The following is a 20,782-nucleotide window of genomic DNA, read 5'->3' as shown; positions in this document are numbered from 1 at the left end:
TTGAAGCCTGCCTACCGGCAGGTAGGTAATCCCCAATGGCAGAGTCGGATTATATAATTGATAGTTTATGGTTGCTTCGAATTCAGAAATTTCGATTTCGGATTTTCCCGTCCTGTTGCGTGTCTGCACGCAACACTTAGCCATGCTGAGATCGAAGAATCTGCAAGGATTAAAGCGAAGATGGATTCCTCCTTCGTCGGAATGACAAACGTCAGTAATACGGTTGAACTTTAGCAGCAAAACCGAACAAAACACCTGCTGCCGGTCATGCTAAGGAACAAAGTATCCGGCATTGCCATCATAAGCTATGACCTCATGTATACCTTACCAGGTGCCTGGGGAAGTCGCTTACTTTTTCGCAGCAAATTTGTTCCATAACCTGCTGAAGCTGTGTTTTCAAAATAGAGATCGTATGGTTTCCGCCTGCTTTACCCAGCGCCGCCACGCCATACATGAATGACCTGCCGAGGAAGGTAAACTGAGCGCCGGAAGCAAGCGCCCTTGCTATATCCGGACCCGATCTTAAACCGCTGTCCATCATCACTTTTATTTTATCGCCATACTTTGCGGCAATGGTGATGAGTGGCTTTATGGTTGATTGGCCCGCATCCAACTGCCTTCCTCCATGATTAGATACAATAATGCCATCAATGCCCAGGCGGATGGCTTTTTCTGTGTCGGCTTCGCTGGCTACTCCTTTCAAAACAATTTTTCCTTTCCACATGTCACGGATAGGCGCGATCTTTTCTTCGTTTAGCCTTCCCGAAAAAGTTTGGTCCATGAATTCTCCCAGCCGTTTTAAATCAAGTCCTTTGGGCATATAGGGTTGTAATATCTCAAAAGCGGGTTGCCCGTTGATCAGCGTTTTAATCGCCCATTCCGGCTTGCCCATAATTTGAAGCATATTGGTGAACGACATTTTAGGAGGCATGGCCAAACCGTTCCTGATGTCGCGCGGACGGTACCCAAAAGTGGGCACATCGCACAAAATAACAAGTACGGGGTATTGTGCAGCTTCGGCTCTTTTGATAATATCGTCTCTCAGTCTGTTTTCCGTAGGGTGATACAATTGAAACCAGGCCCTCCCTTCTGTAATTTCACTGATTTTTTCGATGCTGCTGGTAGATACCGTGCTGAGTATAAAAGGTATATTATGCTCAAATGCCGCTTTGGCTAAAATTTCAGGAGCTTTAGGCCACATCAGTCCCTGCAGCCCCACCGGGGCAATCCCGAAAGGCGCATCGTAAGTATGTCCGAATAATTCCGTGCGCATATCAGAACCTGTATGCACATCAAGGTATTGCGGAAGGAGTTCCACTTCCCTGATTTCGGCCGTATTCCGGTGCAGGTTTACATCTTCATTACAGCCGCCGTCTAAGTATTCAAATGCAAATTTGGGTATCTTTCTTTTGGCTTTTTCTCTTAGATCTTCCACGGAAGGGTAATGAGGGTTGTACTTAAGTTTCATCGTTTTATTTCTTGTGTGTATGTAAAAGGAATGTTGTGTAAAATTAGTTAACTCTCTCCACAATGAACGGATTCCTCATTCGTTGGAATGACAAGCAGTAGTAATGAATTTGAGCTTTTGAAATAAAGTCCAACAAAGAATTGCTCTCCTCTCCTATTTCAGCAATCCGCTGAGCGGATACGTTTTACCCGCAACGGTTTGCAGGCTTATTGCTGCATTACCATACTTTACTTCGCAGTTGCCGCCTTTTTTGGAAAGCAGCACGGCATCCGCCAGCTTCCCATCTTTCCATTTCATATGCAACTCGAAGCCGCCTCTTGCACACAAACCCTTTACCTCGCCATCCTTCCATGAAGAAGGAAGCGCCGGCAGCAGTTCAATAAAGTATTCATGGCTTTGCAACAACATTTCGGCAATGCCGGCAGTAGCGCCAAAGTTGCCGTCAATCTGGAATGGCGGATGAGCACAAAATAGATTATTATAGGTACCCCCACTGTTGGTCATTTCCACACCGCTTGAATGCACCGGGTTCAGTAAACGGTTGAGCAGCTTTAAAGCATGATCACCATCGTGCAGCCTCGTCCAGAAACTTACTTTCATAGCAAGCGACCAGCCGGTTCCGCCATCACCTCTTAGTTCGAGCGATTTGCGTGCCGCCTGTGCCAGTGCAGGTGTTTTGTAAAACGATACCTGATTGCCGGGGTATAAGGCAAACAAATGCGACACATGCCGGTGCTGTGGTTCCACTTCTTTAAACTCCTGCGCCCATTCCATCAGCCTTCCATCGGAACCAATAGCAGGAGCTGGAATTTGATCAATCGCTGATCTTATTTTATCAATCATTTCATTCTTTATCTCCAAAACTTCGGCCGCATTTAATGTGTTGGTAAACAAATCGTGGATCACCTGGTGATCATGCGATGGTCCCATGCTGATGCTTGCCTGGCTGCCATCGGGTGCTATAAAATTATTTTCGGGCGAAGCCGCCGGACCAGATACCAATTTCCCCGACACAGGATCTTTTACTAACCAGTCCAGATAAAATGCCGCGGCAGATTGCAATATGGGAAATACCTTTTTTAAATAGGCTTCGTCTTTTGTAAAGGCATAATGCTCCCACAAGTGCTGGTTCATCCATGCGCTGGCGCCAACATGCAATCCCCAACTGGGATGCTCCCCCGGAGCGGTAAATCCCCATACATTGGTAATGGGATGCATCACCCAGCCGCCGGCATGATAATGCGTTTGAGCCGTTTTTGTTCCGGGCGCCTGCAGTGATGCAATCAATTCGGTTAACTGCAGGTGGGTTTCAGAAAGATTGGTTACTTCGGCCGGCCAGTAATTCATCTGCACATTTACATCGGTATGGTAATCGCAGTTCCAGGGTGTTTGTATCTTATTGGCCCACATGCCCTGGAGGTTGGCGGGGAGACTGCCCTGGCGGGAAGAAGATAATAACAGGTATCTTCCGTACTGAAAATAGAGCGTGTATAATTCCTGCTCGCTTTGTGTTTGTTTATTCTTTTGCAAAAGTGCGTCGGTAGGCAGCGTGGTATTTTTATCATCACCCAGCCGGAACGATACCCGGTTCATGTAAAAAGAAAAATCGGCCACATGTTCGCTGCGCAGCGCGGCATAGGGCTTGCTGACAGCGGCCGCGGTAAGCTGTTCCAGCTCCGTTTCATAATTGGTATTGATATAATCCGGGTAATGCAAACGGTAATTAGTAGCCGAAGTTATTACCAGCATTACTTCCGTTGCGTTCTTTATTATTAACCTGTTACCGGATGTTTGTATGCTTCCGCCTTTCAATACCGGTGTTACCACTACTTTGTATTGCATGCCTTGTCCGCCGGCGCCATTGTTCATAGTACCTGTCATCAACAATGTATTTTGCTGCGCCACGGTAGTAAATCTTTCCGGACGGTTGATATCCAGCGTAAAAGAAAGGGCTTTGGCTTTTGATGCGGATAAATGAACGATCAATGCTTTTGCAGGATAGCTGGCAAAAACTTCTCTTTTGAACTGAATCCCTTCCTGGTCATATTTCACGGAGGCGATCCCATTAATAATATCAAGATCGCGGTAATAGTTGGCATAAGCCGCTTTTTTACCGAAATCAATCCACAGATCACCTAAGGTTTGAAAGCAACCAAAGGGAACCGTTGAGCCGTTACCGTTACCCGACCCGGCTCCCCTGCATACCTGTGTTTTGTTGGTGAGCGCGGTGGCTTCCTTATACTTTCCGGTAAACAATAAGTTCCTGATTTCCTGCAAAGAAGCGAAGGCATCCGGGTTGTCATTATCCGACACGCTGCCGCTCCACAATGTTTTATCATTCAGTTGCAATCTTTCTTTATTCACATCCCCAAACACCATAGCCCCCATAAAGCCATTGCCCACGGGCAGTGCTTTCAGCCATTCTTCATCATTCTTCCAGCCATCATCCACATCCTTAACCGATGCATCCGCCGGTGCGGCATACCATAATTTTGGTTTTTGTTGCTGTGAAAAAGAAATTGTTCCGATCAAAAAGAAAATGCCAAAAACTATTGTTCTTTTCATGCCGTTTATTTTAATATTCTATAGTCCAAATATAAACAAGAGAAAATGTAAATGCATACAAATAAACAGATCGTCTATAAGACAATAAAAAAATGCAAAGCGGTGGTACAAAATGTCGCTGGCGAATACAGATTCTTTCCAGCGTGACAGGCTGTAGTAATATGGATCAGCTTTAGCAGTACAGTCGAACCCAACTAACCGCCCGCCCGGATGAACTGTTCGGATAGAGTTGGGAAGGGATTGCTGCCCGTTTTCGCCTCAGATGTGCGGGGTTGATGAAGCATAATAACCTGCGGTAGATATTATGCATCGTGCCGGAGAGTGTATTCATTTACCGCACAAATGGTTTCCCTTCTTTACTCAATTCTCTTTTAATACCATGCAGCACATCGGCAAGATTAATAACAAGCGGAGGATGGTGAAAATTTTTATCCGGGTTGGCTATAGTTTCTGAAAAACCTGTTGCACCTGCTGCATCATTTGTACGATCGGATATGTTTACCTGCGCTGATGCCCTTTCAACAGACTTCAAACAGGCATAATGTACTACGTTAATAATACTTCCGCCAGACAGCTCATACTTTTTAACGATATTGAACAATCCGGCGTTTTCCCATTCCACTCTACCGGCGCCATTACCTGGTATTGATTCCGGCTCAGCAACAAAAACAATATTTTCCGGGAAAGACCTTTCCCATATCTGCGCCCTTTCCCCGGCATCGGGGAAAGGAAATTTCAGAATAGCATTAAAACGGCGAAGGAAAGCATCGTCAATATTACCTTTCATATTGGTCGCTAAAATAATAAGCCCGTCATAATCTTCTATACGCTGCAATAAATACGACACTTCCTGGTTGGCATACTTATCATGCGCGTCGCGCACATTGGTGCGTTTGCCAAATAAAGCGTCCGCTTCATCAAAAAACAATATCCATCCTTTATCTTCCGCACGGGAAAAAAGCATCTCCAGGTTTTTTTCCGTTTCACCTATATATTTTGAAACCACCATAGAAAGATCAATCTTATAAATATCTCTTTTCATTTCATTGGCCAGCAAGCCGGCGGTTAATGTTTTTCCGGTACCGGGCGGACCATGAAACAATGCCCTGTATCCTTTCTTTAACCGATCCTGCATACCCCATTGCTGCAGGAGCGTATTATTATACTTCAGCCAACCGGTAATTTCCTCAATCTGGCGCTGCAGCTCTTCGCTGATCACCAGCGACTCCCATTGTCTTTTTTCTTCAATCCGCCTCGCGGGAAAGGTGATACTGAAATGCGGAGGAGATGGTTTACCATACATCAGTATATCGGCATAATCCTGCGATAAAATTATCCTGCCGCTTAAAGGAGGCTCACCCTGGGCTAGTTCTTCGAGCCATAGTATTTTCTTCCGGCCAAATAAATGTTCCGCTCCAAACAATTGCTGAACTTCCAGTCTTCTTTGCATGTCATCACCTGCCAGCAGAAATAAAGCGGTTTCACCGGTAGGTAAAAAAGCCCGGGAATTTTTACCACGAACGCCGCCGATCTTCGGAAAGTTCCCCGCATCATTTAACCGGCTTTCAATAGCATGGTCAAATAAATCGGAATACAGGTAAGGAGTAAGCACAATTAATAATAAAACAGATTCCTCACGGTTTAATTTGTTGTTACTGATAAAATCGGACAATGGTGCATACCAGTTGCTCAAATCCGGAAGTAAAGGTTCTTCCACCTGCACATCAGAAGGAAAATAAGGCGCCAGCCTGTATTTAATGAGCGTATCGAGGTATATAAACTCCGGCGAAACCGGGAGATCGCGGTACCTCTTATTTTCTTCAGAACTCCTTCCGGTATGATCGGTGCTCATATATCAAAAATTTTCCAGCATTTAATCAAAGTAAAAGTAATATTGCTGTTATCATCTACCGTGTAGCTGAAACCACAGGCCAGTCCTTCGTTATTAATAATAGCTTTTGCGATAGCGCGATTAGTAATGGTATTCCATATTAATTTAATACTGGTTCCGGATTGTGTTATAAGTAAACACTCTTGCGAACCGGTAGCAGGTGAAGAACATTGTGTGGTTTGGGCCGGATCGAAAGTAATATTTCTCTGGGTTGCGAGATAGTGCCTGGCTAAAATGATGCTGAAAGATTCCCTGTCATTTTCTACGAGGCTTTCGGCCTTAGCACCGGCAGAAGGAGAAGACTGTTTCTGCACCGACATCCCATCGCCGCCCGGTTGAACAGCATGCGTTAATTCATGCGCCAGCAAATGTTTTCCTGCAAAAAAGGGTTGCGAAGGCATTTGTTGTTCTTCATGTGTATGCGGGTTCCTGTGCCGGCGGCTGCGATAACTGCTTCTGAACATACAGCAACATTTAAAACATTAACAAAACTATTTTGCTATTTTCTCTATAAATTCCAGCGCCAGGTTTTGATAATCTTCAGCGCCATGCGCATGTTTGTCAAAACTAAAAATATCCGTTCCCGCTTCCTGGGCTTTTGCCAACTGAATATTATTACGGATATGGGTATGAAATGCCTTTTCGCCAAACTCCTGTTCCAATTGCTGATATACCTGCCGGTTCATCGTTTTACGTTCATCATAACGGGTAAGTATAAATCCCAGCACTTCGAGGTTCCTGTTTAATTTACTTTTAACGGCTTTGAAATGGTGCATAAAGCTACGCAAACCTTTCAGGGGTAAGAACTCCGCCTGCAAAGGCATCAATACATAATCGCTGGCCACCAGGGCATTTACGGTAAGCATACCAATAGCCGGAGGGCAATCAATAAAAATGAAATCGTATTTCTCTTTCAGTGATTCAAGCATCCAGGAAAACACCTGCTCACGTCCGTACACACTTACAAGTTCCAGTTCGGCGCCCGCCAGTTCTATAGAAGAAGGAACAAGGGGCAGGCCTGATCGGGTTTGAATGATCGTTTGCACCAGGTCACCACTTTCTCCTGCAATTTCTTTCTTCAGTTCTGTAAAGAGGTTCTTCTCCGGCTCATCCAATACACCCAGCGACTGCGATAAATTGGCCTGAGGATCAGCATCAAACAGCAACACTTTTTTACCCATGCGCTGCAATGCCGCCGCAAGGTTGATGGCGGTGGTGGTTTTGCCTGAACCGCCTTTTTGAATGGCAATTGAAATAACAGACATGTATGCGGTTTTATATTTTTCTTTCTTTAACCTGTTCCACATCAATGCTGCTCACCTCCGCTCCGCGTCCACCGGCGGTATATACCGCTACCACATCCAGGCTATCCGTACTTTCAATAACAAGGAATCCTTCAAAGCCATGTATAAAAGTGAGGCCAAACTCACGCACCTGGGCACAGGTTATTCTTTGTACGACATCGGGATCAAGTCCGTCATTAAAATATTTTGAAATACCGATAGGAGAAGCGATCTTCTTTCTCATTTTTATTTTTTTGTTCAGGGGATTATGAATATTTACCGCCGTTTGGTAAACACCAGGCAGCAATGCGTCCGTTGTTTGTGAAGTGCCGGGAATATGGGCTGTGCAAATAAATTTCACAGCGTACTGAAACCGGTACCTGGTTCGTGAAATAACTGCTGCTTTTGCCATGATGCTATTTTTTTGATGAGCAATAAATGATTGACTTTATTTATAAATCAGGTGCTCCGCTTAATCATTAAAATAAAACAATGCTTTTTCCCATACACATTTGCCAATTTCCGCTCCCAGCTTTTGTCCATCCCTGTCTCCCTTAGAAAAATGCGTTCCACCATACAGTCCTGATTTTCCCGCTTGTTCTGCCGCTGCAGTAAAAGTGTCCCATTCTAATGTTATATCCTGCGTTGGTACTGTTCCTTTTTCAATTGCAGAACACCCTTTTTCAATAACGGTGCAGCCGCCAAACTGATCACTACCGGTATAGTATTGTAGTATGGTGGCAGCAGCACGACTGAATGTACTGTGCACTGAAACATGTTCCGGGAAAGGTGGGGTGGCAATATAAGATTGCCACTCTTCTCCTTTAATCGTTTCCCTGCCTTTATGCGCACCGCCCCAGGCCTGTATATCTTTGCCGCGGTACAGTTCCCGTATTGCCGTTACCGGCCGTACCGAATTATACCGGTGCTTGCATTCCCAGCAGGCAATGGAGGCATCGAGCAGGGCATTAGAAAGCACAAAAAATAATTTGATGCAATCGGAATCACCATATTTTTTATTAACGGCTACAAACTGTGCAATTTCGCACCAATGCCCTGCCGGAGTATAAGTGCCGGGGCCATCGGCCCAATATGCTGCAATAGCTTTTTGTTTATCTGTTAATGCTGCGCTGAGGGTTAGTATTTCTCTTGCCTGATCTTTAAATTGCGACTGGTGTTTTTTAAAAGGCGGTTCAGGTCTGAACTGTCCATTATAGTTGAGCGAAAATGACTGTATCAGTCCCCAATGCGGAACAGGGAAGTGCTGTATTTTATATTGCCCGGATGAGATCATTGTTCTTAATGGTTGCCAGTAATTCAGGTCATTTACTTTATCCCAGGTATTTACAGGTGTATATCCGGTATAATCGCTCCAGGATGGCATATGCAGCGTTCCATAAGGATTGGAGCCATCGCCGGCGCGATATTCGATCACTAATTTAGCTATCACATTTCCAATACCCTGCGGCATTGTAATATCTAAGGATGTATCAGCAGGATCGTAATCCAGTTCATGCATCAGCCCGCGAAACATGTTCTTGTTTTGTGCCGGCAACACCAGCCAAAACAATTCCACCAACACACGGTAAGCGGCATAGCTCACCGCTTTCCGGCGGTTATCCTTCCTGCATTTTTCATCATCCTTTATTTTTATGTATAAAGCCGTGCGGGTGCTGAGCGCACCATCGGTATACACACTCCACGCATCGTACGTGGCAGTATGCAGCATAGCCAATGCCCTGGCCGCCAATGGCGGGGATGTTTTGGAATACCGGATAGCGTTTAAGGCTAACTGGTTCCATTGGAGGGCGATGGGTTTTATTGTATTAGCTGACATGGCTTACTAATTTTTATTGATGCCATAATGATTCTGGTATTTAAATCCTGATCTATCCTGTTTTGTTCGTTCTTCCTTTATTTAATTTTTTAAATTCATCAAGCACAGGCCCATCCATTATTTTATTTAATACATCACCGGCGTCATTTTCTGCTTTTTTGGCCGCTATCAGCTTTTTGTTGATTGACGCTTCAGCAACAGATGTTGTTTTTGCTTCAGCGGTTATCATGCTGCTATACATTAAAAGCGACCCGATATACCAATAGATGTATTCACTTTCTCATCTGCAGGCTTAACGGGATTAGTATTATAATCAAATTTTATATCAAGGTTCACGCCTTTTCCTACAGGTATTTGTATATCTAATTTCAGCTCGCCATCTTTAAGAAACTGGTACGATTTCATACCTATGCCGGTACCATAAGAAAGTATATTGCCCCATTTTTTGCCCGTACCCAGGAAACCAAAATTTGTTTGCAGAAGGTTAACGCCTATTCCATATCTCAGAAAAGTATTCCACATAAGCTCATTATCGCCGGGATGTAAATTGGCTGCCTGGTAAAACTGATGAGCATTGTTTAAAATATTTTCATCAATATCTAATTTTAACTGGCCGGCAAAACATCCGAAATCCGGAAATGCAGGATCTGCCACACATCTGCCGGCACGGGCGGACCATTTTTTTGGAGGGATCACAGGCACTTGCTTCGGATCCGGTGAAGCTGGTTTGGTTTCTCTTGGCCCCTGTTCTTCCTGTCGCTGAATCCTGTTTTCTTCCTGCCCGCATGCTGTACATTTTTTTTGTATCGCACCCCTACCGCCAACACTAAACTCATTCGTTTGCTTGAAAAAAGCAGAATCCCCAATACTGCTTTCACCAAAAAAACTTCCCTCCGCCTTCTTTGAAAAGAAGGGCTGGTTTGCTTTTTGCACCGTAGCAACAGTTGCCGTTTTTGGTTCAGCCGTTTTCATATTCATATTTATTTTCCGGTTAATACGGACACTAACAAGGGCGGTAGATTAGCGACATACTTTGTATCAGTCCTTTAATGTAGAAGAATTTAAAATGTTATCTATTTCAATAGTATGGTTTGTATGGTCGGTAAACATAAATACAAACACGAGTGCATTTTTATCAAAACTCTTTACCCGAAAATCAATGAATGCAACTGCACTGTAGTCAATAAATGTGCAGCGATACGAAATAAGCAGCCGATTCCAGTCTCCGGTTTTTTCAAAGGCATACGATGGTGTTATTGTTTTAATTAAAGCCGGCAGTTCATTGAGTTTTTTCATGAATGAATTGCTACTGATATCAAAAGATGTACTTCTAAATACATAAGCCCGCACTTGCAAATCGGCAAAGCTTAACCCCTTACTACCCCAGCCCTCTGCACCTACATGAGCAAAACAATTTTCAAATGGCAATAAGTAGTTTACGTAGGTGGCAAATTCTTTATCCCATTCCCCTTCTGCATTTTTTACAGTGGATAATTCCTGAATTGATAAATGCAGGTTTGGATAAGTTTCGTTTTCATTATGCCATTTTATCCATTTCTCAGGTATAACAAAACTAGCTTTTCCATCCTCTGAAATAATTTCCCTGTTTTTTAAAACAGCACCCATTTTGTTATTTAATTTCTCATCTTCCATTTGCTTGTTTTTAAGGCCGGTACAACCTGAATTGACAAGGACTATACAATTTATAATTACCAGAAAGGATATTTCATTCATAGTACGGCATCATGGATTTACAATATCAACCATTGCTTTGCTTACGCGCCTGCCTGGCCGAGTTTGACATGGAGTCATAATAAATCCACTTGGATGGTCAAGTCCGAGGAAGTGGCCACATTCATGAGCAAGTCCCAAACCATCAGCACATGGGTTGTCTCCAATTAAAGTATTCACACCCAGATTAGCTGCATCATTCGGCCATGTTCCGTCTTGCATATATCTCCAGACTCTAAAAACGTTATAATTTGCTCCTGCGCCTGTTGCTATTACTGTTGCCCATTCTCCTCCGCCTGGCAGGGCTGATGTCCAGTCAACTGCGGCTCCTAAATCTCCGGCAACAACAACGTTTTGAGCGGCTCCTCCGGTAAATAAAATATTAGCCTGTAAATGCCATACACGGTTAAGCAGAGAGCGCATGGTATCCGCGTCCGGTGTTCTGTTTGAACAATGTGGGCCACCTGCCGCTGCTGCTCTTGAATCGCATACATAATGAAATGCAACTGACCGGGTCAACTGATTCTTGACCGTTACCCGCAATGTACCTAATATTGTTGCTCCCTCTCTTGCAGTAATATTTGCAGTTCCACGGGTAATACCAGTAACGGCGGCACCTGTATCTGTCCGCTGCACTGTAGCAACTGCCGGCGTATCACTTACATAGGTTGGTATAGCACCGGCAGGCGCCACTGTAACCTGTGCATGTCTTCTTCCATTTACCGGTACTACCAACCAATTGGGCGCAACAGAATTATCATAACCGGTAAATGCTTCAGCAGGCTCCTCAGCAAAAACAGCAGCTGTAGCAGGTGCAGGTGACGGACCAGCTACAGCCACAGTGCCTCCCCTATCCTGCATATTCAGCCTGCGCATTGTTTCGCTACCCACAATACCGTCTAAGAGTACGGCACCATTGTCTACCTGAAACTGCCTCACAGCAGCCTTTGTTTCGTTTCCAAATATGCCATCAGCGCCAAACAGCGGGAGCGTATAACCTAAAGCCAATAGTGCTTCCTGTATAAGTCGCACATGGGTACCCCTGCTATGGGTTTGCGTACTCACAACCGTTGTTCCATCAAATACGCTTTCTAAAATATTGTTTCCGGAAAACCGTGTTGCAGTTAAATTCGTTTGGCACTGTATTGACCCATTTCTACTTTGACTGATTTTCCCATCACCATTTTTGGCAGTGCTCAAATTCTTTTGAGCCGTACCCCCCTGCTGCACCACATGCGTTAACTCATGCGCCAGCAAATGTTTGCCTCCGGAAGAATCCGGATTATATTTTCCATTGTTAAAATAAATATTGCTGCCATGCGTGAATGCCTGTGCATTCAAATCCTTGTTCATCTCTGCTGCTTTATTATCCGTATGCAATCTTACATTTGAAAAATCTGCTCCGAAAGAATCTTCAAATTGCGTCTTTGTATTTGCCGGCAAGGGATTACCACTTCCTCTGGAGGCATTTAAGCTGCTTTCAATATGCGGTGATGCTGCGGGTATGGAAGATGATTCAGCTTTAGCATGTAGTTCTTCTTCCTTCTCACACGCTGTACATTTGCGTTGTATTGCATTTTTCTTTTCTTCTTCTTCGCAATGGGCACATTTGGTTTGCACGGAAGGATTTGCCAATCGTTGCACCACTTTATCTGCCATTTCATCGGCTTCCCTTTCGTATTTATCATTGGGCTGGCCGATGGATAATTTTGTTTGCAGAATACCATTTCCTTTTACAGCATGCCCAGCAGAAGCTCTAAAAAAAGATGGCTGTTCCGTATCGGCTTTACTAAAAAAATTATCCGTTCCGTTCTTTGAAAAGAAGGGCTGGCTTGCCTTTGCAACTGAGGCAACCGACGCTGTTTGCGATTCAACCGTTTTCATATTCCTATTTCATTTTTCTGTTTAGTGGAGGCACTCACTATTCACTATTCACCATTCACTATTCGCCACTCACCCACTCACTACTGTCTCCTCACCTCCATTCCACCCACAATATTTCTTTCATCCAGGGCAGTTTAATGATCCCCAGGTTCCAGGGCAGTTGGTCTAACAATACATCTAATGCACCGCGCTCTACCTGCAGGTATTGCTTATCGTTCCTGGTAAAAAACTTTCCCCGCCTTTGCAGGAAGCCTTCGCGTAATCCATCCGGAGAAGTATGCTGTAAAACCGTCCATTGTTCAATAGCGGCCTGCAACATACTATCTGCTTCATTTAATTCAGCTTTACTCCATTCCATATCTTTTTCCACAGGCATTGCCAGCGGCCAGTTGCATAGTATTTTGGGAACAACCAATTCATATTCTTCCGCTTCCCCCCTACCTGTAGCGGCATAATGCAAAAGGTACAGCGCTTTTTGCCGGGAACGTTCGTCTTTAAATGCTCCCTGGTTCACCCATTGCAACCGGTTAAAGAGCGCCGAAATAAATGGGTGGATCAGTACCATTCCGGCATGCTGTACAAAAACGCCTTCTTCCTCTGCGGCAGAAATATCCTGATTTGTTTTTGTCTCCACTGTTGCAGGATCAACGATAGCATCGTCAGTTTGCTTTGGAAAATGCGTTTTTTTATTAGCTATTATTTTTTTAAGTATGGGTAAAATAGCCCGCAGTTCCCCGGCATGAGTAGTAATAATATTTTCAACAACAATTGAACTGGTTAGTTCTCTTTCTAAAATTTTTTCAACAAGCTGCAGCGGCGTTAATGCTTTTTCAACTTGTGCAGCAACCTGTATTAACTGTTCCCATATCTTTTGTATAGCAGCTTTTTGATTAGCTTCGGTTAAATTTCCGTTGTTTAACCATACCAACAGAAGAGAAAATTGTTGCACCAGTTTTGGCAAACCCTGTTGATTCCCGGCGGTTAAAACTGCAACCAGTTGCTGTAAAAATATTTCGCTGTGCTGTAAAGCGATCCTTCTTACAACAAAAGGATGATGTTTAATGATGCTTCTCAGTTCAGATATGCTCCCGAAATCAACGGCTAAAGTTTCCAAAACTTTTTCATGCCACGCATCGCTTACCTGCAAAACATTCCAGGGCAGATACCCCTTTTGCATATAAAATAACCATTGCCTGTAATTGTTGAAAGACACGCCCGTGTGTTTAGTGTTTTCCTCTTCCCGTTTAGCTTTAATTTGCTGATACAATTGTTCCCTTATTTTTGAAAGAATAGCTTCGTTCCATTTACCCCGTTTCACTTCTTTTTCAGAAAGAATGCCCAGGTCAATTTCAAGATAATCTATTTGAATGATTTCACCCTTGGCCGACAATCCGTCAAAAACATTTTCCATCAACGGCACAACATCCCGCGTGTAATATTCGCTCACGCTTTGCTGTATACCAAAAGCATCAGCTTTTACGGGAAGCGCCAGGTTGATGATCTGTTTTTTTATGATGTGTTGCATAACAGGTTATCTCATATTGGGAAAAACAAGTCATTTAACATGGTTTCATTCAGCGTCGGCTGGAATACTGCTATTTCAGCAAAGTTCCAGTAAGCATACAAAGCCTTTATATCTGTTTCTGCTTTTCGCAGCTTTTCAAAAACCGTTTTTAATTCGCGGTGCTTAATTTTATCCTTACCATTAAAACAAAGCTTGTCTAAAAAATAACAGGTACCGGTTTGCAGGAGTTCACGTACCTGTTTCTTCGTGAGTGCCTTCACAGGCTTTTCAGGAGCTTTGTTTTGCAGCACTTCAACAATCAGCTTTGATAATCTTTCCCGGGTAGGATGCGGGTCCGACAGGAAACGCTGTACTTTGGCTGCAATGGCATTATTGCCCGACTTTTCAAATATATTATCTGCCATCTCTCTGTATTTCGCGAGGCGGCCGTTTATCACCTGGCGTTTCCGTTTTGCCATATCCTTATCTGGCAAACCCGTTTCGATTTTCCTTTCTACTAAAGATTTTCCGGATATGCCGACAGGCTCGGATAAGTCTTCATTCATTTCTTCATTATGGCTCCTTACTATGTTTAATAAAGGCGTACCGGGTATATCAGGGTTGCGGGGTTCTGTTCTTTCACAGGGAACAAACGTATACTGATCACACTGCTGATCATACCAGCAGTAGAGCTCATTGATCTGCGACAAATATTTATTTTCTTCTTCTCCGTCATTCCCTTCAGCAAAACAGGGATCGGGTTGTTGCACATTCTCTTCACAAGGCAGGCAAACCATACAATCATCCAAACATTCATAATTCCGGTCAAATAAAAAAGTGAGGAAATCACATACTGAAAAATCATCTGTACAGTTTTTTTTCTGTGCCAGCCAGCGACCCCAGCTTGTGAATTTTGTTTCAAAGCAGCAAAAATCGTGTGGCGCCAGCCATAATATGCGCAGCAGCACATGGGCAGGCGCCTCGCAGTATAATATGTTTTCAAGCAATGCCCTGTTCTCTTTTTTGCGGAAACGCTCCGGCCAGGCCGGCAATACTACCGTAGCAATAAAAGAATACCGGTCGGCGCCGGGAACAAAACAAATATCCTTTTCCTGCGTGCACGGGTCTTCATCCTGAACCGGCCACACAAAGCGGCATCCTGTTTCATCATCACATTGCTTATTATACTGTGAACAGCGGCAATCTTCCGGATTGCAGCGCGGGCGGAGCAAAATATGTTCCACCACATGCAGGCCTTCACTGTTGATCAGCGCTTTTGCACGGGCTACGGCTTCGCAGGCCATTTCAGCATTGGTATAACACTGGGGGTTAACCGCTACTATTTCACTGCTATGCCAGTTGCGGATCGCCGCTTCCTGCCAGTACCAGGTAATATTTTCATCTGCTATTATTGCATTCCTGCTAAACTGAATGGCAATACCATGTGAATAGCATCCGCAGTCAAATACAGGCTGGTAATAACTAAAATTCAGCAGCAGCCGCATAATGGTTTGTAATGCCAGTTCCGCTTCTGCGCAGGTAGAGTAACAACAATCCGCTTTCCATGCTATATAACAGGGTGGTTCGTCTTCCCCGGGTTCACTGCCGCAACCACAGGGCTTTTCTTCTGTTATATCTTCATTACAGGTATTGAAGCCGGGCAGCTTTATTTCTATACAATACCTGTAAGTATCGCCGCCTGCTTTTGCATCCTTCGTTTTTTTTACCGGATAATAGCAAACGAACAACTGCAACATTTCTTTCCATGCCGTAAGCGTTATATCTTTCTGCAGGGAACCGGCAATGATTTCATTTTGATCGTCCCTTAAAACTATTCTTCCTTCTTCTTCCTTATAATTTTGGATTGAGTCAACATATTCGGTTAAAGTCGCTATCCTGTCGCTTATACAATTGTTGTCCCTGTTACTGATACCAACAGCGGCAAATGCGGTTCCATCATCATTTCTCAATACAACTGCGTTATCATTTTCTTCCGCCTGCCATGCTTTCTTCTTTATGGTTTCTTTTAGCGACTGGTACAATTTGACCAACGCGTTATCTCTTTTTTGAGGCGTGTCATATTTACATGGATGATAAACCAAACCTGCGCCACAGGCAACATAAAACGAATAACAGCAGTCTTCTTTTCGCCTGTAGGTGTGAAAAGCATTTTCAGTTTGTGCTGTACAAATGAGCTTTTGCACGCCTTCCTTACCCCAGGCCTGCTCTTCCGAGATAAAGCGTTCGGCGCTTTCCGCAAGCACTTCCCTGAGGTATACCCGGTAAACAGTTTTGGCACCCGCACAATGATCGCAGTCTGCGTAATAGTTGCCCTGGTACCACAACAGCATCACAAAAAAATCAAATTCCTTTTTTGCTTCTCCGGCAGTAGTATAGAACTTTACGCTCTGCCATTTTTCAGTTCCCTGTTCCGGAGACAGCAAGGTGAAATAATATACGTACGGTTCATTTTTCTTAATACAGTTATCCGCAGTGGTTTGGTCACCGGGATTTTGTTCACAGGAAAAAAGTTCATAAAACGTCTTTGATTTATATTGTACCAGCCGTATGGGATAAGTGAGCGCCATTTTTACCATTGCAGCTATCAGTATATTATCCGCAGCGCCCAGCGCATCTTTTGTGGCTGCGGGCACAAAAACAATACTATCGGCACTGCCATAAGCATTTGCATTATGAATAAGGATTTCTGTAAGACTTATGGATTTTCCATAATTAACCGGATCAGATGCCAGGTGCAGCAGCAACAGATAATTTTCGGCAAATGCATTCTCCGCATCATCGCTGTTTTGATAGCCTTGCGTACTTTCAAAAAGGATCAGCGGTTTTCCTGCCAGAGGGCCCGACGGATAAAATTGATTCAGGCATTTAAGCTGGTAGTGATACCATGTGATTTTTGTGGCTTCATCTTTTCTTTTATTAATGATATCGCCACCCATGCAAACCTGCAAACAGGCGGCGCCATACTTAAACAACTTTGCCAATGACTTTATATCCGGCCCGGCGCTGGTTTTATCGGCAAAAGAACGGCTATAGAAAGCAAGCGGGCGATCTTTGTCTACCAGCCGGTACACAAACAACCCCTGCTCGCTAACAGGGTCTATACGCACACTATCAGAGAACGCGGCAGAGCTGGTACTTTCCGTAAGGCGGCTTATTTCTTTCTGTTCCAGCAATAGCTTATCTACAGCAGCTTTAGCCCTTATGATGTCTTTAGGTTCTCCTTCATCAATGAGTTTTACAGAACTAATTGCTATATCATCTTTGTGCGCCACTAAAAAAAGTTCATGCTTCACTGCATCAACGCGCAGGGTTGACGAGGCATTATAAAATAAAGTAGCGGCGGAAAGCGCCTCTTCCGGGTTTGTGTAATCACGTACACTATAAAATAAATACCGGTTATTTTTTTCATACCCCAGGCTGTAATTAAATTTCCAGCGATGGGGCTCTTTTTCTATTTCGATAAAATAACGATTCTTTTTTACAATGTCCAGGATCAGTAGCCGGAGCTGCTCCGCTTCTGCTTCAGTATTGTTTTCAATTATACAAACAGCCCTTACGGTTCCCCGATCTGCTACCCGGATAGCAAACTTACCGGTTGCAGCATTCCGGAAAATTTCATAGTGCTGCTCCCCGGTTAATAAGCCCAACAATGCAGCGGCATCTGTGAGTGCTTCAGTAGCATTATTAAATTCACTTACGGATTGAAATTTGAAATTATTTTCTTTATCTAACAGATCATAGGTAAACTGAGCAGGTTTTCCAACGATGCTGTTATTAACGTCAATTTTAAAAGCATCTGCATTAATAAAGGATAAGACGCCGGTGTTTTTTTCGTCATAAATCAATGTGCCCAGGCGGGCAACATCTTCACCATATTCCCATTTTTTCCGGTCGTCAATTTTTGTTATTGTTTTCAATACGGCTTTCCGTGCTTCTTCTTCAGATGGATAGAATGCCACTGATCTGCGAACCTGCTTCCCGTTTGAATCATTTAACCGGGGAACATATTTATAGGTGCTTTCAAATATTGCGGCAGCCGGATCTTTTGGTATAAACAGTTCCGTAATGTTACCGGCAACAGCCATTGCCTCTTCTTTTGCTGTATATTGAAACGGGAAAACTGCTGAACGGTTTGGCGCGTAATGTATGGTTAGCCTATACGCATTATCATGTTCAATAAATTCAGGCTGATAATTGCTTTTCCCGGGCAATGCGCTGAACAGGGCTTTGGCCGCCATCAACGCTTCATTCCTCGTATCAAATTTTTCATCTATGGTGAACCAGGAAGTGCCGGCGATTTTTAATATTACTTCAAACTGTTCTTCATATTCAGCTACTTCAAAATTGCAGAGGCTACGTTTGCGGTTAGCAATGCCACTGATGGCTTTCACTTTATTTTCGAACCCGGAAACATTTCCGTTGTTCCAGTTATTTTCTAAATAATCGTATGCTTTACCCCTGTTGCTGCTCAGATCATCATAATGAGTCAAAAAATTTTCTTTCCATTTTATAACGGCCCCTGTCAATTGCTGATCTGTTAAGAAGCCAAAAGACAGCAGGGCATAATCCGTAAACTGTTCGGCGAACCTCGAAAGCAGGTGATCAAGGAACTGCTGCCGCCGTTGAGAAAATAATTCCCCGCTTTCAACAATCAGTTGCAGGTATTTTTCGAATGTGAGCAGGTTAAGCTCCATATCGAAGGAAAAACCTCCGGTGGCAGTAACAAAGGAGCGGTAGTTTTCACTGAATGTTCCAATGTACTTTACTGAAGCGGCATTTTCAGCAGCCTCCTGCACGTTGCTGAAATACTTTTTGCTTACGAGCGCCATTTCATCAGAGCCGGTGAGCATATAATAGTAAATACAACCGTTGGCTGCAGTAACATACACACATTCATATTGGTTAAACAGCAGGTCGTTCTTCAACTGGCTGATAGCCGTTTCCTGCTCAGCCATTGTGTTAAAAGTATAGGGCTCAAAATTGCCGGGAGATAAAGTTTTTAGCTTATCATCATCTTTAAGTTCAAGTAATTTCATTTTATCTACAGGCAACACAAGTATTGTGCCTTCTGTGCCCAAAGCGTTTGCATTGCTTTCACTACTATTAAAACGAAGCAGTTGCTGCAGGTCGGGAACGGATGAAAGCCGGTTGATAAAATAAGTATGATTTTCTTCGTTGCTATCTGATGCCGACAATGCGAATAAGGAACGCATATGCTGCAATTGCGAAAGATAATTGGCCAGTAACTGGTCGAAAAATAAAAGATAAGCCTTCAACTGGTAGGCCTGCGCTTTTCGCAAGGAAGAAGCTCCATCCGGCAGCCCGCCTTCTGCAATGCCATATACCCGCGGAAATTCATTCTGGATGGAATAGTAATCGGCCAGGTCATTGCGGTAAACCCCTTTGGGAATTTCATTATCGAGATAAGGCGATGGAGCTTTATTGAGAATTTTTCCATTACCGGAAAAGTTGATCTGGAAAAGTCCTTCAAATTTTTTAAAATCAATAAAAACCGGCCTCCCATGTTTGGTAAACTGAAACCCTGAACACTGGACAGAAAATTCCGGCACATGATTTTCGGGGATATTCAATTTCCACGAATTGGGGGGAACAGGAGTTTTGTTGTTACAGAATCTCAGCTCAAGATTACGAACGCCCTTTATTCCTTCCACTTCAAACAAGGCATTGTATACATCCGACAAATGAATTTCTTTTCTCAGTTTCAATTGTTCCAGCTCCCCGGCATCGGTAAAGCCATGGCTTTCTGCAATATTGTAAGGGCGGCCGGCAAAAATTTCATCTATTGATTTTTGCTTTTCCAATAACTGCTGCAGCGTATAAAACCGGGGAGCCGGAGAAAAAAATGTTCTCAATTTTTCAACTATATCAATATATGCTTTTTCAATATCTGCATTATCTTCCAGCTCTATATCAGCGCATACACCTGTTTCCTGTTTGCATAAAAAATAAATATCAATAAAATCTTCGCAGAGGTTGCGATGCGACATCAGCGCGTTTTTAATTTTATCTTCCAATTTCTCCTTTTCTTCCGGGTCGTTTTTTATTTTCTCTTCAACTTCATTTTCCAGGTCAATATATATGTGGTATAATCCATTAAGAAAATCAATACACGGCACATCACTTTCATGGTTGCCGGCGTTACCGCCCGCAGGGTCTTCCTGCCAGCGTGGACGGCAAAAATCTTTCTGATCTGTGGCTATTTCCAGCCAGGCATTCTTAACGCCTTCTATATCTATCAGCAGTTTTCTAAAATCGGTAATGGTAAGCGGATTACAGGCCAGTATTTGTGCAGGTGTGAAAAAGTTATTATCCTTTGAGCTGTCATCAGGGTTCCGGGTGAGCAGATCTTCCACAGGGAGGTTGGTACGATACCCCAGATCAAGCAATGCATAGCAAAGCACCTCCAGGATGGTGATGCCAGGATCGTGCACATTATGATCTGTCCATATCTTACCTCCTAATTTCCCCAGATAATCAATACCTTCGGCTCTTAGCTTGTCAAAATCTAAGTAGCCGGGAAACCCCGAATTATTTTTACTGATAACCATATTTTCCTGACCACCTGCCATCCTAATAT

Annotated in this window: 13 protein-coding genes; all 13 read right to left on the bottom strand. The window is 43.6% G+C overall.

Features of this window, described 5'->3' with window-relative positions; all coding sequences use genetic code 11:
* Positions 1 to 313: 313 nt before the first annotated feature.
* The 13 genes from PLE34_RS05460 to PLE34_RS05400 all read right to left on the bottom strand — a co-directional run bounded on the left by PLE34_RS05460 (position 314) and on the right by PLE34_RS05400 (position 20,774).
* Positions 314 to 1,468 (bottom strand): alpha-hydroxy acid oxidase, encoded by a 1,155-nt coding sequence (locus PLE34_RS05460; RefSeq protein WP_324554779.1) that lies wholly within the window; start codon positions 1,466 to 1,468, stop codon positions 314 to 316.
* A gap of 153 nt (positions 1,469 to 1,621) precedes the next feature.
* Complete coding sequence (locus tag PLE34_RS05455) at positions 1,622 to 4,033, bottom strand: glycoside hydrolase family 95 protein (RefSeq protein ID WP_324554778.1); 2,412 nt, start codon at positions 4,031 to 4,033, stop codon at positions 1,622 to 1,624.
* 331 nt (positions 4,034 to 4,364) lie between these two features.
* Positions 4,365 to 5,885, bottom strand: coding sequence for an ATP-binding protein (locus PLE34_RS05450; protein ID WP_324554777.1), 1,521 nt, complete (start codon positions 5,883 to 5,885; stop codon positions 4,365 to 4,367).
* The gene (locus tag PLE34_RS05445; RefSeq protein WP_324554776.1) at positions 5,882 to 6,388 is read right to left on the bottom strand and encodes an eCIS core domain-containing protein; all 507 of its coding nucleotides are present in this window, start codon (positions 6,386 to 6,388) and stop codon (positions 5,882 to 5,884) included. The genes PLE34_RS05450 and PLE34_RS05445 overlap by 4 nt, the downstream gene beginning before the upstream one ends.
* A 27-nt stretch (positions 6,389 to 6,415) precedes the next feature.
* Positions 6,416 to 7,189, bottom strand: coding sequence for a ParA family protein (locus tag PLE34_RS05440; RefSeq protein WP_324554775.1), 774 nt, complete (start codon positions 7,187 to 7,189; stop codon positions 6,416 to 6,418).
* Positions 7,190 to 7,199: 10 nt separating this feature from the next.
* Entirely contained in the window at positions 7,200 to 7,619 is a 420-nt protein-coding gene (locus PLE34_RS05435) for a hypothetical protein (RefSeq protein ID WP_324554774.1), read from the bottom strand.
* A 60-nt stretch (positions 7,620 to 7,679) separates the two neighbouring features.
* Positions 7,680 to 9,044: a vanadium-dependent haloperoxidase gene (locus PLE34_RS05430; protein WP_324554773.1), complete on the bottom strand. Its 1,365-nt coding sequence runs from the start codon at positions 9,042 to 9,044 to the stop codon at positions 7,680 to 7,682.
* Between the two features lie 52 nt (positions 9,045 to 9,096).
* Positions 9,097 to 9,273 carry a hypothetical protein gene (locus PLE34_RS05425; protein ID WP_324554772.1) on the bottom strand — a complete coding sequence of 59 codons (177 nt, stop codon included), beginning with the start codon at positions 9,271 to 9,273 and terminating at the stop codon, positions 9,097 to 9,099.
* Positions 9,274 to 9,284: 11 nt separating this feature from the next.
* Positions 9,285 to 10,016, bottom strand: a complete 732-nt coding sequence (locus PLE34_RS05420; RefSeq protein WP_324554771.1) for a hypothetical protein — start codon at positions 10,014 to 10,016, stop codon at positions 9,285 to 9,287.
* A gap of 66 nt (positions 10,017 to 10,082) precedes the next feature.
* A complete protein-coding gene (locus PLE34_RS05415; RefSeq protein WP_324554770.1) occupies positions 10,083 to 10,697 on the bottom strand; it encodes a hypothetical protein in 615 nt (204 codons plus the stop codon).
* Between the two features lie 90 nt (positions 10,698 to 10,787).
* Positions 10,788 to 12,659: an eCIS core domain-containing protein gene (locus PLE34_RS05410; RefSeq protein WP_324554769.1), complete on the bottom strand. Its 1,872-nt coding sequence runs from the start codon at positions 12,657 to 12,659 to the stop codon at positions 10,788 to 10,790.
* Positions 12,660 to 12,750: 91 nt separating this feature from the next.
* Positions 12,751 to 14,184, bottom strand: coding sequence for a contractile injection system tape measure protein (locus PLE34_RS05405; protein WP_324554768.1), 1,434 nt, complete (start codon positions 14,182 to 14,184; stop codon positions 12,751 to 12,753).
* 11 nt (positions 14,185 to 14,195) lie between these two features.
* The gene (locus PLE34_RS05400; RefSeq protein ID WP_324554767.1) at positions 14,196 to 20,774 is read right to left on the bottom strand and encodes a baseplate wedge protein; all 6,579 of its coding nucleotides are present in this window, start codon (positions 20,772 to 20,774) and stop codon (positions 14,196 to 14,198) included.
* Positions 20,775 to 20,782 lie beyond the last annotated feature (8 nt).

The organism is Agriterribacter sp., assembly GCF_035445465.1.
Taxonomy (GTDB): domain Bacteria; phylum Bacteroidota; class Bacteroidia; order Chitinophagales; family Chitinophagaceae; genus Agriterribacter.
This window is presented reverse-complemented; position numbering and strand designations above follow the sequence as displayed.

Excerpts from the sequence above, each read along its gene's own strand:
- PLE34_RS05440 (WP_324554775.1), bottom strand. The coding sequence starts at position 7,189 with ATGTCTGTTATTTCAATTGCCATTCAAAAAGGCGGTTCAGGCAAAACC.
- PLE34_RS05445 (WP_324554776.1), bottom strand. The coding sequence starts at position 6,388 with ATGTTCAGAAGCAGTTATCGCAGCCGCCGGCACAGGAACCCGCATACA.
- PLE34_RS05415 (WP_324554770.1), bottom strand. The coding sequence starts at position 10,697 with ATGGAAGATGAGAAATTAAATAACAAAATGGGTGCTGTTTTAAAAAAC.
- PLE34_RS05400 (WP_324554767.1), bottom strand. The coding sequence starts at position 20,774 with ATGGCAGGTGGTCAGGAAAATATGGTTATCAGTAAAAATAATTCGGGG.
- PLE34_RS05450 (WP_324554777.1), bottom strand. The coding sequence starts at position 5,885 with ATGAGCACCGATCATACCGGAAGGAGTTCTGAAGAAAATAAGAGGTAC.
- PLE34_RS05430 (WP_324554773.1), bottom strand. The coding sequence starts at position 9,044 with ATGTCAGCTAATACAATAAAACCCATCGCCCTCCAATGGAACCAGTTA.
- PLE34_RS05455 (WP_324554778.1), bottom strand. The coding sequence starts at position 4,033 with ATGAAAAGAACAATAGTTTTTGGCATTTTCTTTTTGATCGGAACAATT.
- PLE34_RS05425 (WP_324554772.1), bottom strand. The coding sequence starts at position 9,273 with ATGATAACCGCTGAAGCAAAAACAACATCTGTTGCTGAAGCGTCAATC.
- PLE34_RS05410 (WP_324554769.1), bottom strand. The coding sequence starts at position 12,659 with ATGAAAACGGTTGAATCGCAAACAGCGTCGGTTGCCTCAGTTGCAAAG.
- PLE34_RS05460 (WP_324554779.1), bottom strand. The coding sequence starts at position 1,468 with ATGAAACTTAAGTACAACCCTCATTACCCTTCCGTGGAAGATCTAAGA.
- PLE34_RS05420 (WP_324554771.1), bottom strand. The coding sequence starts at position 10,016 with ATGAAAACGGCTGAACCAAAAACGGCAACTGTTGCTACGGTGCAAAAA.
- PLE34_RS05435 (WP_324554774.1), bottom strand. The coding sequence starts at position 7,619 with ATGGCAAAAGCAGCAGTTATTTCACGAACCAGGTACCGGTTTCAGTAC.
- PLE34_RS05405 (WP_324554768.1), bottom strand. The coding sequence starts at position 14,184 with ATGCAACACATCATAAAAAAACAGATCATCAACCTGGCGCTTCCCGTA.